Annotated in this window: 9 protein-coding genes; 4 read left to right on the forward strand and 5 right to left on the reverse strand. The window is 73.0% G+C overall.

Annotated features, from left to right (window positions below; translation table 11 throughout):
* Positions 1-35: 35 nt before the first annotated feature.
* Positions 36-581, reverse strand: a complete 546-nt coding sequence (locus IF46_RS0106595; protein ID WP_157562702.1) for a hypothetical protein — start codon at positions 579-581, stop codon at positions 36-38.
* Between the two features lie 140 nt (positions 582-721).
* Between IF46_RS0106595 and gatB the strand changes: the two genes are divergently transcribed.
* Both gatB and IF46_RS0106605 read left to right on the forward strand, forming a co-directional pair.
* Positions 722-2,221: an Asp-tRNA(Asn)/Glu-tRNA(Gln) amidotransferase subunit GatB gene (gene gatB / locus IF46_RS0106600; protein WP_030487387.1), complete on the forward strand. Its 1,500-nt coding sequence runs from the start codon at positions 722-724 to the stop codon at positions 2,219-2,221.
* 122 nt (positions 2,222-2,343) lie between these two features.
* Complete coding sequence (locus IF46_RS0106605) at positions 2,344-4,701, forward strand: transketolase-like TK C-terminal-containing protein (protein ID WP_030487388.1); 2,358 nt, start codon at positions 2,344-2,346, stop codon at positions 4,699-4,701.
* A gap of 13 nt (positions 4,702-4,714) precedes the next feature.
* On the opposite strand, the gene IF46_RS0106610 is transcribed toward IF46_RS0106605, so the two are convergent.
* From IF46_RS0106610 to IF46_RS0106620, 3 genes are all read right to left on the reverse strand, one after another.
* Positions 4,715-6,289, reverse strand: coding sequence for a metallophosphoesterase (locus IF46_RS0106610; RefSeq protein WP_030487389.1), 1,575 nt, complete (start codon positions 6,287-6,289; stop codon positions 4,715-4,717).
* A 60-nt stretch (positions 6,290-6,349) separates the two neighbouring features.
* Positions 6,350-7,522, reverse strand: coding sequence for a PQQ-dependent sugar dehydrogenase (locus IF46_RS0106615; RefSeq protein WP_030487390.1), 1,173 nt, complete (start codon positions 7,520-7,522; stop codon positions 6,350-6,352).
* A gap of 92 nt (positions 7,523-7,614) precedes the next feature.
* A complete protein-coding gene (locus IF46_RS0106620) occupies positions 7,615-9,432 on the reverse strand; it encodes a SpoIIE family protein phosphatase (RefSeq protein WP_051723730.1) in 1,818 nt (605 codons plus the stop codon).
* Positions 9,433-9,619: 187 nt separating this feature from the next.
* Between IF46_RS0106620 and IF46_RS0106625 the strand changes: the two genes are divergently transcribed.
* A complete protein-coding gene (locus tag IF46_RS0106625) occupies positions 9,620-10,546 on the forward strand; it encodes a 2-hydroxyacid dehydrogenase (RefSeq protein ID WP_030487392.1) in 927 nt (308 codons plus the stop codon).
* Here the strand turns inward: IF46_RS0106625 and IF46_RS0106630 are convergent.
* Positions 10,540-10,932: a PH domain-containing protein gene (locus IF46_RS0106630; protein ID WP_030487393.1), complete on the reverse strand. Its 393-nt coding sequence runs from the start codon at positions 10,930-10,932 to the stop codon at positions 10,540-10,542. The two genes, IF46_RS0106625 and IF46_RS0106630, sit on opposite strands and share 7 nt — an antisense overlap.
* A 217-nt stretch (positions 10,933-11,149) precedes the next feature.
* Between IF46_RS0106630 and IF46_RS0106635 the strand changes: the two genes are divergently transcribed.
* On the forward strand, positions 11,150-13,504 hold the full coding sequence (locus IF46_RS0106635; protein WP_030487394.1) for a GGDEF domain-containing phosphodiesterase: 2,355 nt from the start codon (positions 11,150-11,152) through the stop codon (positions 13,502-13,504).
* The last annotated feature ends 3 nt before the right edge of the window (positions 13,505-13,507 follow it).

Consider the following 13,507-nt stretch of genomic DNA (forward strand, 5'->3'; position numbering starts at 1 on the left):
GCACGCCAGGCGTACCGCGGGGCAGGCGCGTCGACCTACCCTCGGGCGACGCGGTCGCCGGCGAGATAGCGGCGGGCATCCCGCAGGTCACGCCAGCGCAGGTAGCCCTGCGCGGCCCAGAAGACACCGAGCGCCACGGCGATCACCCGGGTCGACGGGCGGGACGCGCTGACGACCAGCAGCGCCTCGAGCAGCACTCCGACACCGAGGAGCCAGAGCACCCAGCGCCCACCGATCCGGTGTTCGGCCTCCCTGCGCGCGAGGGAATCGATGCGCGGGTCGTCGGCATGTCCGGCACGCAGCGCTTGGCGGACCGTCCGGTCGGAGGTCGGGGCTGCCTGTGGATCTCCTGGCCGGTGGCCGGCCAGGAGAGTCGCCGCCGCGCCGAACGCCGCGAGGAGGAACGCGAACAGGAAGATCGTGAGTACGCCACGCGACGTGATCTCCCGCCCGTCCAGGGCGAGCAGCGCCACCGTCAACGCCGGGAGCCCCACCACCAGACTCGCGGCGACCACCGCCGCGCGACGCCACGCACCTCGGCCGACGTGGTTGACGGATCGGTTGTTCCCCGTATTCGTCATGGTCGACAGGTACCCGAGTGACGGCGCGAACACACCTGACTCTCGGGGTTGCCGGTGAGTCGGGAAACCCGGCCGAGGATTGATCGGGCAACCCCATTAGGCTGGACAGGTTCTGTCCCGGATCGCGCCTGGAGCGTCTCATGACCACGACACTGCCCGCGTACGACGAGGTCGTTGCGCGCTTCGAACCGGTGATCGGCCTGGAGACCCACGTCGAGCTGGGCACGAACACCAAGATGTTCTGTGGTTGCCCGACCGACTTCGGCGGCGAGCCGAACACCCGGGTCTGCCCGGTGTGCCTGGGCCTGCCCGGCTCGCTGCCGGTGGCCAACAAGGCGGCCATCGAGGCGATCATCCGGATCGGCCTGGCGTTGAACTGCTCGATCGCGCAGTGGTGCCGGTTCGCCAGGAAGAACTACTTCTACCCGGACATGCCGAAGAACTTCCAGATCAGCCAGTACGACGAGCCGATCTGCGTCGACGGTTACCTGGACGTCGAGGTGGGTGGCGAGACGGTGCGGATCGAGATCGAGCGGGTGCACCTGGAGGAGGACACCGGCAAGACGCTGCACGTCGGTGGCGCCACGGGTCGCATCCACGGCGCGACGGAGTCGCTTGTCGACTACAACCGGGCCGGCATCCCGCTTGTGGAGATCGTCACCAAGCCGATCACCGGCACCGGTGCGCTCGCCCCCGAGGTGGCCAAGGCGTACGTTGCCGAGCTGCGCGACGTGATCCGCACTCTCGGCGTCTCCGACGTGCGGATGGAGGAGGGTTCGCTGCGCTGTGACGTGAACACCTCGCTCAACCTGCCGGGTGCCGAGTGGGGCACCCGCACCGAGACCAAGAACGTCAACTCGCTGCGCTCGGTGGAGCGGGCGGTCCGTTCGGAGATGCTGCGCCAGGCGTCGGTGCTCGACGCGGGCGGCCGGATCACCCAGGAGACCCGGCACTTCCACGAGGACACCGGCGACACCACCTCGGGCCGCTCGAAGGAGACGGCGACCGACTACCGGTACTTCCCGGAGCCGGACCTGGTGCCGATCGCCCCGGACCCGGCCTGGGTCGCCGAGCTGAAGGCCGCCCTGCCGGAGCTGCCCCGGGTGCACCGGCGTCGGTTGCAGGAGCAGTGGGGCCTGACCGACCTGGACATGCAGTCGGTGCTGAACGCCGGCGCGGTCGAACTGATCGAGGCCACCGTGGCCGCCGGAACCACCCCGGCCGCGGCCCGCAAGTGGTGGCTGGGTGAGCTGTCCCGCCGAGCCAACGAGAGCGGTGTGGAGCTGGCCGAGATCGGTGCCACCCCGGCCCAGGTCGCCGAGCTGCAGGGGCTTGTCGACGCCGGCAAGCTCAACGACAAGATGGCCCGCACGGTGCTGGAGGGCGTGGTCGACGGTGAGGGCTCGCCCACCGAGATCATGACCAGCCGGGGCCTGGAGGTCGTGTCGGACACCGGCGCGCTCACCGCGGCCGTGGACGAGGCGATCGCCGCGAACCCCGGCATCGCTGACAAGATCCGCAGCGGCAAGGTCGCGGCGGTCGGCGCGCTGGTCGGCGCGGTCATGAAGACCACCCGGGGTCAGGCCGACGCGAAGACCCTGCGGGAGCTGATCCTGGAGCGCCTCGGCGTCGAGGGCTGAGACCCACCCGGAGCAGGCCGCCGCCGGGCCCCGGCGGCGGCCTCCTTCCACCCCCTGCCGACTACGCGGCCACCCCGCACCCCTCGCGAGGGCGTCAACGGCGACGCCTGGATGGAGCCACCGTGACCAAGCACGACATCGACGTCCTCGGCGAGATCCAACGGCGGGTGCTCTGGCTCGCCACCCGGATCGTGGACGCCGCCAACCACGACCGGGCCACCGGCGACGGTGTGAAGGTCGGCGGCCACCAGGCGTCCAGCGCTTCCCTGGTCACGGCGATGACCGCGCTCTGGTTCGCGCACCTGGACGCCGAGGACCGGGTCGCGGTGAAGCCGCACGCGTCCCCGGTGTTCCACGCCATCCAGTACCTGCTCGGCAACCTGGACCGCTCCTACCTGCCTCGGCTGCGGGCCCGGGGCGGCCTCCAGTCGTACCCGTCGCGCACCAAGGACCCGGACGAGGTGGACTTCTCCACCGGGTCGGTCGGCCTGGGTGCGGCAGCGCCGCTCTTCGCCGCCGCCACCCGGCGGTACGTCGACGCGCACTTCGGGGCCCGGCCGCATTCCCGTTTCGTGGCGCTGATCGGTGACGCCGAGCTGGACGAGGGCAACATCTGGGAGGCGGTGGCCGACCCGGCGACCACCGGGCTGGGCAACGTCATGTGGCTTGTCGACTTCAACCGGCAGTCGCTGGACCGGGTGGTGCCCGGCATCCGGATCAACCAGTGGCGGGGTCAGTTCGAGGCGGCCGGCTGGCACGTCGTGGAGGTCAAGTACGGTCGTCGGCTCGCCGAGGCGTACGCCCGGCCGGGTGGCGAGGCGCTGCGCGACTGGATCGACGCGATGCCGAACGAGCAGTACCAGTCGCTGTTCGGGCTGACCGGCCAGGTGCTGCGCAAGCAGTTCCTGGACGGCGCGCCGGACGGCATCGACGAGCTGATCGCCCACGTCGACGACGAGGAACTGGGCCCGCTCGTCACCGACCTGGGCGGGCACGACCTTCAGGCGATGCTTGACGCGTACGCCCAGTGCGACGCGGTCACCGACCGGCCCAGCGTCGTCTTCGCGTACACCGTGAAGGGTTGGGGGTTGCCCATCGCCGGCAATCCGCGCAACCATTCCGCGTTGCTCAGCTCGGAGCAGGTCGACACGCTGCGCGCCGCGCAGGGGTTGACCGCCGAGACCGAGTGGGACCGCCTCGACCCGGCGTCACCCGCCGGGATCCACGCCGGCGCCCGCCGGGAGGCGCTGTCCCGCGCGCCGCGCCAGCGCGCGCTCGGGGTCGCCGTTCCGGAAAGCACAGGAGTACGCGCAGCCAAGCCGATCTCCTCACAGGAGGTCTTCGGTCGGGTGCTTGTGGATCTGGCGCGGGACCGGGAGGTGGGCCGCTACCTGGTCACCACCGCCCCGGACGTGGCCACCTCCACCAACCTCGCCGGGTTCATCAACAAGACCGGGGTGTTCGCCCCCACCGCGCAGCGATCCTGGACCGAGGACCGGATGCTGCGCTGGACCGAGAGCCCCGCTGGGCAGCACATCGAGCTGGGCATCTCGGAGATGAACCTGTTCCTGCTGCTCGGTCAGCTCGGGCTCTCCTGGGACCTGTCCGGGCAGCCGCTGCTGCCGGTGGGCACGGTCTACGACCCGTTCGTGCTGCGGGGCCTCGACGCGTTCCTCTACGGCACGTACTCCGGCTCCCGGTTCGTGGTGGCTGGCACCCCGTCCGGCATCACCCTCGCCCCGGAGGGCGGCGCCCACCAGTCCACGATCACCGCGTCGGTCGGCCTGGAGCTGCCCGGGGTGACCTTCGTCGAGCCGGCGTACGCGGCCAGCCTCGACTGGCTGCTCTGCGACGCGCTCGGGCAGATCGCCGGCGGGTCGGCCCCGGCCACCACCGCCGCACCCGCCGAGGACGGCGCGTACTACTTCCGGTTGAGCACCCGACCGCTGGACCAGGCGCCGTTCGAGGCGGCTCGGGCTCGGCTCGGTGACGCGGTGCTGCGCCGGCAGGTGGTCGCCGGGGCGTACCGGCTGGTCGACGCGCACCAGGAGTACCCGCACCTGGTCGATGCCCCGGTGGTGCAGCTGGCCGCGTCCGGCGCGGTGCTGCCCGAGGTGCTGGCCGCCGCGGCGGAGCTGGCCGACGAGGGCATCGCCGCGCACGTGGTGGACGTGACCTCGCTGGACCGGCTCTACCGGGCCTGGCAGCGCACGCTGCGTCAGGGCGTGCGGACGGCCACGGTGCCCAGTGTGCCGGGTGCGCTGCGGGCCGCGTTCGCCGATCGGGTGCCGGTGGTGACCGTGCACGACGCCGCGTCGCACGCGATGGCTTGGCTCGGATCGGCGGTTGGCGCTCCGGCGGTGCCACTCGGGGTGGACGAGTTCGGCCAGTCCGGCAGCGTCGCCGAGCTGTACGAATTGCACGACCTGCTGCCCGGCAGCATCGTCAACGCCGCCCTGGCCGCCATCGCCCTGCGCTGACCCGTCCGGCGTCTCAGCGGGTCGGTGTCGGTGTCGGTGTGCCCGACGGGGGCGCTGTGCCGGTCGGGTTCTCCACCACACGTCGTTCCAGGTTGACCTGGGCCTGACCCGTCCCGCCGACGGTGATGGTGTCGTACGCCTGGAGCATCTTCTGCTGGTCGAAGTAGAGCACGCTCATCGACAGCGGGGTCGGCTTCTCGCCCTCCAGGCCGCGCAGCCCGGCACCGCCGGTGGAGCCCTCCACCATCAGCGTGGTGGGCTGCTGCCCGGGTGCCTGTGGCAGCTTGGAGACCTGCCGGGAGTGGGTGTGCCCGGCCAGCACCAGCGGGCAGGTGCCGGCGAGCGGCCCGGCCGACGCCGGGTCGTGCACGAGAGCGATGTTTACCGGTCGCGGTGAGCTGCGGATCGTCGCGGCGAGCTGGTTGCCGGCCCCGATCACCTGGTCGGCCACCTGCTGGGTCAACCCGCTGCCGGCGGGGGAGGTGTTCTTGTCCGGGGTGAAGCGCGGGTCGCCGATGCCGGCGATGGTCAGCCCGGCGACCGTCGTGGTCGTGTTGTTCAACACGATCGCGTTCGGTTGGCGGGCCACCGCGGCGGCGGTCTTGCCGGAGTCGTGGTTGCCCCGGATGAAGACGTACGGCTTCTTCAGCAGGCCGATCGAGGCGACGAAGGAGGCCTCCGGCTCACTGCCCCAGTCGGTGATGTCCCCGGTGTCGATCACCACGTCGATGCCGAACTGCTCCACGACCGTCCGGATCAACTGCCAGCCGGTCGGGTTGAGGTGCATGTCGGAGACGTGCAGCACCCGCGTGGTGCCCGGGGTCGGCTCCAGCAGCGGAAGCGCCGAGACGGTGGTGTAGAGCTGGCTGACGTTGCCGACCAGGCGCTGCAACTGCTCCGCGTACTTGGTGTAGTCGTTGGCGATCCGACGGGCGTCACCGACGATGGCCGGCGCGTTGACCAGCAGCCCCTCGTAACGTGGTTCCTCGATGGCCTGCGGACGGAGGGTCGCCGCCGCCGTGCCGAGGCTGCCGGCGGTGACAAGCAGCGCCAGCCCGCCCGCCCAGGCGGTCCGCCGGACATCGCGGAAGATCAGCCCGGCCAGGATCAACGTGACGAGCACCGACGCGCCGAGGGTACGCAGGCCGAGGCGCATCACCCCGGAGCGGACGTCCTCCACGGCGCTCTGGCTGGCCCGGCTGATGCTGGCCGGGTCGTCGATCAGCGCCTCGGTGCGCCCCTGGTCGAGTGCGCCCAGCCGGACGGTGAGGTGGGTCGGCCCGTCGTGGCTGTCGAGCAGCAGCGCGCCGAGCGGCGGGATGTCGACGGTGGTGCCGCCGTCCCGGGCGGGGGAGATGCTGAGGTTGGCCCGGAACGGGCCGATGTCGGTGCTCACCTCGCCACCGGCCAGCACCCCGAGCACCGCTCCGGCCAGGGCCACGGCGAGGACGGCGACGATCAGCCCGAGGCGGCGTAGCGGGCCGGCGGCACCGACCCACCAACCCGCCGGGCGCGGCCGATCGTCGCCGGTCACCGGGTCGTCCCGGTCATCGGCGTCGTCCTGCCGCTCGTCGCGTTGCCCGTCCATGCTGAAAGTCTGACCTGCCCGTCGGAAGATCTTGGCAAACCTGAACGGATGGTGACGAAATCAGCTGCGCCCGCCGTCACCACCCGCGAAGACCACCCGCAGGAGCCGGTCGTCGTCGCCCGCCGGGTTGCCCCGCCCGTCGTGGTTGGAGGTGCTCACCCAGAGCGACCCGTCCGGTGCCGCAGCCACCGCGCGTAGCCGACCGTAGCGGTTGGTGAGCAGCTCACTGGGCTGGCCGAGCAGCGTGCCGGTGTCGGTCAGCTCCATCACCCAGAGGCGCTTGCCGCGCAGGCAGCCGGTGACCAGCAGCCGGTCCGTGGCGGCCAGACCGGAGCAGGACGCGTCCGCGGTCGCCCACTGCGCGATCGGGTCGGTGAACCGCTTGTCGCCGGCCTTACCCTCGACCTCCGGCCAGCCGTAGTTGCCGCCCTTGGTGATCTGGTTGATCTCGTCCCAGGTGTTCTGGCCGAACTCGACGGCGTACATCCGCTTCGCGGCGTCCCAGGCGAAACCCTGGACGTTGCGGTGCCCCAGCGACCAGACCGGGGAGTTGGGGTACGGATTGCCGGCGGCGGGCTTACCGTCCGGGGTGATCCGGAGGATCTTGCCGCCGAGGCTCTTCACGTCCTGGGAGAGGGGGCGCTGACCGGCGTCGCCGGTGCTGACGTAGAGCTGCTTGTCCGGGCCGAAGCCGAGCCCACCGCCGTTGTGCACATTGGCCTTGGGGATGCCGGTGAGGATCGGGGTGGGCTGCCCGCCGAGTTGCAGCCGGGCGACCCGGTTGTCCTGCTCGGCGGTGTAGTAGACGAACACCGTCCGGTCGCGGGCGTAGTCGGGGGAGACGGCGATGCCGAGCAGGCCACCCTCGCCCGCCGCGGCCACGTCGAGGATCGTCTGCACCGGTCGCACCCGCAGCCCGTCCGGCCCGGACTCGGGCCCGACCTGCAGGATCCGGCCGTTGTCCCGTTCGGTGACCAGCGCGCCGCCGTCCGGCAGGAAGGCGATGCCCCAGGGCACCCGCAGGCCCTTGGCGAGCACTGTCGCCACCGCCTGCGGACCGGAGCCGCCGGGGCCCGCCGACGCGGACGGAGTGGGCAGGTTGGGCGGCTCACCGGCCGGGTCGGGCTCCGGCTCACCGAAGCTGCAACCGGCGGTGAACAGCAGCGCCGCGCAGGACGCCGCGAGGGCCACCCGGAGGCGGCGGATGCGAGGGTACGGGGGACGGGCGCTCACCCGGCCCAGGGTAGCCCGCCGCGCGGCCCGGCTGGGCCCGTCGAGATCCAACGGGTGCCGGTGACCCCGTTCGATGGTCCCCGGTGGACCGCTCACCGGGCCCGTACGGCCAGCAGCGCGGTGTCGTCCTCACGGTGGCGGATCGAGGCGAGCAGCAGGTCGCACAGGTCGTCGAGGGGCAGCGTGTCGGTGCCGGTCAGTCGGCCCACCAGCTCGGCCAACCCCTCGTCGATGGAGCGGTCCCGTCGTTCGATCAGCCCGTCGGTGTAGAGCAGCAGGGTGTCGCCGGTGGCCAGGCTTGTCGACTGGCTGCTCCGCGGTGACGGGCGAGCCAGGCCGAGCAGCGGCTCCGGCGTCGCCTCCAGGGCCTCGACCGCCCCGCCGGCGCGGACCACCAGGGCCGGCGGATGCCCGGCGTTGGACCAGGTCATCTCGTGCACACCGGCGCGCTGCGGACAGATCCGGATCAGTGTCGCGGTGGCGGCGGTCGGTAGCCGCAGGCCACGGATGGCGCCATCCAGGTTGCTCATCAACGCCCCGACCGCGTCCGGCCGGCCGAAGGCGTTGCCCCGCACCAGGTTGCGCAGCTGGCCCATGGCCGCCGCCGCCTCGATGTCGTGCCCGGCCACGTCCCCGATCGCCGCGATCACGTCGCCGTCGGGCTGCACGAAGGCGTCGTACCAGTCACCGCCCACCTCGACCCGGTCGGCTGCCGGCTGGTAACGGGCCGCCAGCTCCAGCTCCGCCACCACCGGCAGTCGGGGCAGCATGCTGTGCTGCAGGACCTCGGCGACGTGCCGCTGCTCGCCATACATCGAGCTGTTGCCGACGGCCTGCCCGGCCCGGCGGCCGATGTCGACGGCGGTGAGCAGGTCCCGGTCGTCGAACTGCTGTCGTTGGCCGCCGTTGACCAGGGTGATCGCCCCCAGCACCGTGCCGCCGACGCCCCGCACCGGCACGCTCAGGTAGGACGCGATGCCCAGCCGACTGGCGATGGATGCCATCTCCGGGTGGGTGGTGCCCCTCGTCACGTCGGCCAGCGACGCCACGCTGCCGAGCCGGGGTTGGCCGGTCCGGAACACCGTTCGGATGATCGACTCGGGGCTCAGCCCGGTGCGCAGCAGCTCACCGAAGCGGTCGACGTCCGCCGAGCGGGCCGGATCCCGGTGCACCGAGACCACCTCGCGGGGCAGGCCGGTCGGCCCGATCAGGGTGAGCAGGCACCAGTCGGCCAGCAGCGGCACCATCGTGGCGGCGAGCCGGCGCAACGCGGTGCCCACATCCAGGGTGCCGGCCAGGGTCTCGCTCACCCCGGCCAGCAACTCCAGCCGTTCGTGCGCCTGCACCACCCGCCGCCGGGCCTCCTGCGCGCCGTCGAGCGCGATCCGAAGTCGCAGCTCCGACGAGCAGGCGGCGGCCAGGTCGGACAGGGTCCGCAGCTGCGCGGCCGTCCAGGCGCGGGGCTTGCTGTCGATGGCGCAGAGCGAGCCGAGCACCCGGCCGGAGAGGTCGGTCAGCGGCATCCCGGCGTACGCGACCACGCCGAGGTCGTCGATGGCCAGGTTGTCCCGCACGCGGGGGTAGAGCCGGGCGTCCGGCAGCACCATCGGTGCCTCGATGTCCACCACGTGCTGACAGAACGAGTGGCTCAACGGCGTCTGCCGGCGCTCCGACCAGGGCTCCGGCAGACCGACCGCGCCCGGGAAGAACTGCCGGTCGGCGGAGACCAGGGAGACCAGCGCGACCGGCACGTCCAACAGGTCGCTGACCAGCCGAGCGAACCGGTCGAACGCCTCGTCCGGCGCGGCGTCGAGCCCGGTGTCGGCGAGCGCGCGCAACCGCGCCGGGTCGCCGAGCGCCGAAGGTGGCGCGATCGAACGGCGGGCGGTGGCGGGGGAGCCGTCGGTCATCGAGCACCTGTCTGCCGGGGCGGAGGCCGACCGGCCCTCCGACCCTCGTTATACCTCGTCCAGGTCGGGGTCGAACATTTGTGTGCCGAGTCTCGCCCGCCCCGGTCCCCCGCGCCATCCCCCGGGACGCTGGTTCGTCGCCGTGCCCCCGCGCCGGCCCTGGCGACGGGGACTATCGTCGGCGGACGTGAAGGTATGGATCCCGAACCAGGTCGGCCTGAACCTGATGGGCGAGCTGCCCCCGGACGTGACCGTGGAGGTCTTCGAGCACGCCGACCGGATGCCCTCCGAGGCGGCCGGCGTCCGCTTCTGGGTGCCACCGTTCCTGGGCGGCGTCGACGGGACCGTGCTGCTGCGTGAGCTGCCCGACCTGGCAGTGGTGCAGTTGCTCTCCGCCGGGGCGGACGCCTGGGCTGGCCGCACACCGCCGGCCGTCACGCTCTGCGATGCCCGGGGCGTGCACGACCCCTCCACCGCCGAGTGGGTCGTCACCGCGATCCTCGCCCAGCTGCGGGCGTTCCCGGCGTTCGTCCGCGCGCAGGCCGAGCGGCGCTGGGCGTACGCGGAGCACACCCCGACCGACGAGCTGACCGGCAAGCGGGTGCTCATCATCGGCGCCGGTTCGATCGGTGCCGCGGTGCGTGACCGGCTCGCCCCCTTCGACGTGAGCTTCACCCTGGTGGCGAGAACCGCCCGCCCGGCGCAGGGAGTGCACGCCGTCGAGGAGCTGCCCGGGCTGCTGCCCGAGGCGGATGTGGTGGTGGTGTTGGTGCCGCTCACCGACCAGACCCGTGGCCTGATCGACAAGGCGTTCCTGGCCTCGATGCGAGATGGGGCGCTGCTGGTCAACGCCGCCCGGGGCCCGGTGGCGCAGACCGAGGCGCTCGTCGCCGAACTGGGCACCGGCCGGATCATGGCGGCGTTGGACGTCACCGACCCGGAGCCGCTGCCCGCCGACTCGCCGCTCTGGGCCATGCCGAACGTGCTGCTCACCCCGCACGTGGGTGGGTCGGTGCGCGGTCTGCTGCCGCGGGCCTATCGACTGGTCGGCGATCAGGTACGCCGGTTCGCCGCTGGGCAGCCGCTGATCAACACGGTGGTCGACGGCTACTGACCGGGTGCGTCCGTCGGCGCGTGCGGCAGCGTCTGACCGGTGGCCGCGACCAGGCGAGGCAGATCTGCCCCACGGACGGCCGGCAGAATGACCTGGTGGCCGTCGTCGAGCCGGGCGACGGCCCGTCCGCGCTGGTCACTGGTCAGTTCGAGGACCCGGTCCCAGTCGATCCGGCGTTGCCCGGCCAGCGCCCGTACGCGCAGCTCCCGCGGGTCGGCGTCGGTGCCGGCCCGCCAGGCCCAGACGGCGACGGCGAGCGGGACGAGCAGCACCGGCAGCAGGTAGACCCGGGAGTTGGCCAGCGGCAGGGCGCCGACGAAGGCGATGATCGCGGCCACCAGGATGGCTTGGTTGTACCGGAAACGGACCGTGTCGGGCTTACTCACCCTCCGATGATCCCACTCCCGGTGGTGTCGGCTCCCGGCGGGCGGTGCCGGCGGCGCGCGGTACGCCGTACAGTGACACGGGTCGTTGTCTTCTCTGAGTGACCGACAAGTAACCAATCCGGCCGTCCATCGTTGCCAATCGTGGGCAGCGGACTCGCAACGTCCGATGTCCCGCACCGTCGCACCGCCCCCGTGCCCCCTCACGAAGGCGACCGCCGTGCTCCTCGCGTACCCGTTCCGCGTTCTCGTCCCCCGCTGTGCGGCACCGGAGGCCGCCACGTCCGTGGCGGTGGCGCTGCTCCTCCTCGCCGGCGCCGCCGACCTGGTCCCGACCTCGGTGGTGATCGCCCTGGCCGCCGGTGCCGGTGCCACGCTCGCCGGGCTGCGACTCTCCCGACTGGCCACCCGGCGCGGCACCGACCCGACCCCGCGTGCGGCGGGTGTGCTGCTCGACGCGGCGGTGGTGGCGGCCGGTCTCACCGCAGTCGTGCTGCCCCTGCTCGACCTCGGGCAACCTCTCGCCGTGCTGGTCGGGTCACTGGTCGTGGCGGCCCTCTCGCTGACCGGTCTGCACCGGCTCCCCGGCCGTTCGCGGGTGGCGGCCGGGGTTCGGCTGCGCTGGCTGGTCGAGTCGACCGGCCCGGCGCTCGGTCTGGCGCTCGCCGGCTGGCTGCTGCTGCCCCGGGGCGACCTGCCGGTCCCGGTTCGGCTGATCGCCGCGTTGACGCTCGCTGGGTTGGGCATGGCCGCGCTGAACGCGTTCGCGGGGCCGTGGCGGCGCTCGGGCGCGGCGGTCTGCCGGGGCGGTGTCCTGCTCACCCTGGGCGGGCTGGTGTTGCTGGCCACGCTGCCGTCCGCGCCGGCCGGGCGGCTGGTCCTGCTGGCCGTACCCCCGTTGGTGTGGGGAATGCTGCTGGTCGCGGTCGGCGCGGCGGATGCGGCGGACGACGCGGAGCCAGCGGAGCCGGTCGCCGCGGCCTGGCCCCGGTCGGTGCTCCCCGCAGCGATGCTGCTGTTGGCATCGGGTCTGCACCTGGGCGCGGGCCGGGCGCCAGACCAGACGAGCGTGCTACTGGCCCTGGCGGCGGTGCCACCCCTGGTGCTGCGTGAGCTGCTGCGCGCGGCTGACGTGCCCACCTCCGGTCGGCGGGCCGCTCATCGCCGACCGGCCGGCAGGGCGCTGCGGCACCGCCGGGCGGCGCCAGCAGGCTGGCTGGGCACGGCGGAGCCCTCGCCCGAGCGGGGCTCCGGTGACCCGTCGGGGGTCCGCTCGACCTGGGCGCCCGATGACAGTCGCGCGTGGTCGGGGCTCAACCGGCGGCCCGGCGCGGGCAGTGGCACCCCCGGCGACCGGGCTGCCCTGCTGGACGCCCTGGCCGCGATCGGCGACGTTCCGGCGCCGGCCGGCGCGCTGCTGCTGGTGGACCTGCACGGCACCGACGGGATCGGCCCGACGGCCCGGGAGGACGTGCTGGCCGAGGCGGTGCACCGGGCCCGCGCGGTCATCGCCCCCGACGATCTGGTCACCGGGTGCACGGGCACCGGCTTCGCGGTGGTCACCGCCGCCGGCCCGGTGCTGGCGTACGCGCTGGGCACCCGGCTGCTGAGCGCGCTCAGCCCGCCCTACCGGCTGGCCGGCGCGATGCTGCGCGTGCAGACGAGCATCGGGTTGGCCGAGGTGAGCGGCGCCGGGCCGGCGGACGTGCTCCGGCAGGCCGAGCTGGCCCGACGGCGGGCCGTGCAGCTGGGCCGGGACCGGGTGGAGTGGTACGACGCGTTCCTGGAGGAGCAGTTGGTGCGCCGACTCGACCTGGAACGCGAGCTGCCGGGTGCGGTGGCGCGTGGCGAGCTGGATCTCGTCTACCAGCCGGTGGTCGACCTGGCCGACGGGCAGCCGGTGGGTGCGGAGGCGCTGCTGCGCTGGCGCAGCCCGGTGCTCGGCACGGTGCTGCCGGCCGAGCTGCTGCCGGTCGCCGAGGACCTGGACCTGGTCGGCGAGTTGGAGTGGTGGGTACTGGACCGGGCCTGCCGGCAGTTGTCCAACTGGTCGGTGGGCGTCCGCGAGCTGTGGATGGCGGTAAACGTCACGACCCGGGAGCTGACCACCCCCGACTTCGTCCAGCGGGCGGCGGCCGTGCTGGCCGCGTACGGGGTGCCGCCGGAGCGGCTGGTGGTGGAGGTGAGCGAGCCGAGGGTCGCCGGTGACCTGCCGACCGTGGTGGCTCGGCTGGCCGGGCTCCGGTCGCTTGGCGTACGCACCGCGTTGGACGACTTCCGGGCCGAGCACGCGTCCCTGGCCCAGCTTCGCCGACTGCCGATCGACCTGCTCAAGGTGGGCCCGGAGTTGGTGGGCGCACGGCCGGACGGGCAGCCGCCGCTGATCGACGTGGTGGTCAACGTGGGCGAGCGGCTGGGCGTGGAGATCGTCGCCGAGGAGTTGGAGTCGTCGACCCAGGTCGAGGGCGCGCGTCGGGGTGGCTGCCGCTACGGGCAGGGGTTCGCGCTGGCCCGTCCGGCGACGGCCGAGCGGGTCGAGGCGTACTTCGAGGAGTTTCCCTCAGCATCTCGCTGAACC

The sequence above is a fragment of the Micromonospora chokoriensis genome, assembly GCF_000718555.1.
Taxonomy (GTDB): Bacteria; Actinomycetota; Actinomycetes; order Mycobacteriales; family Micromonosporaceae; genus Micromonospora; species Micromonospora chokoriensis_B.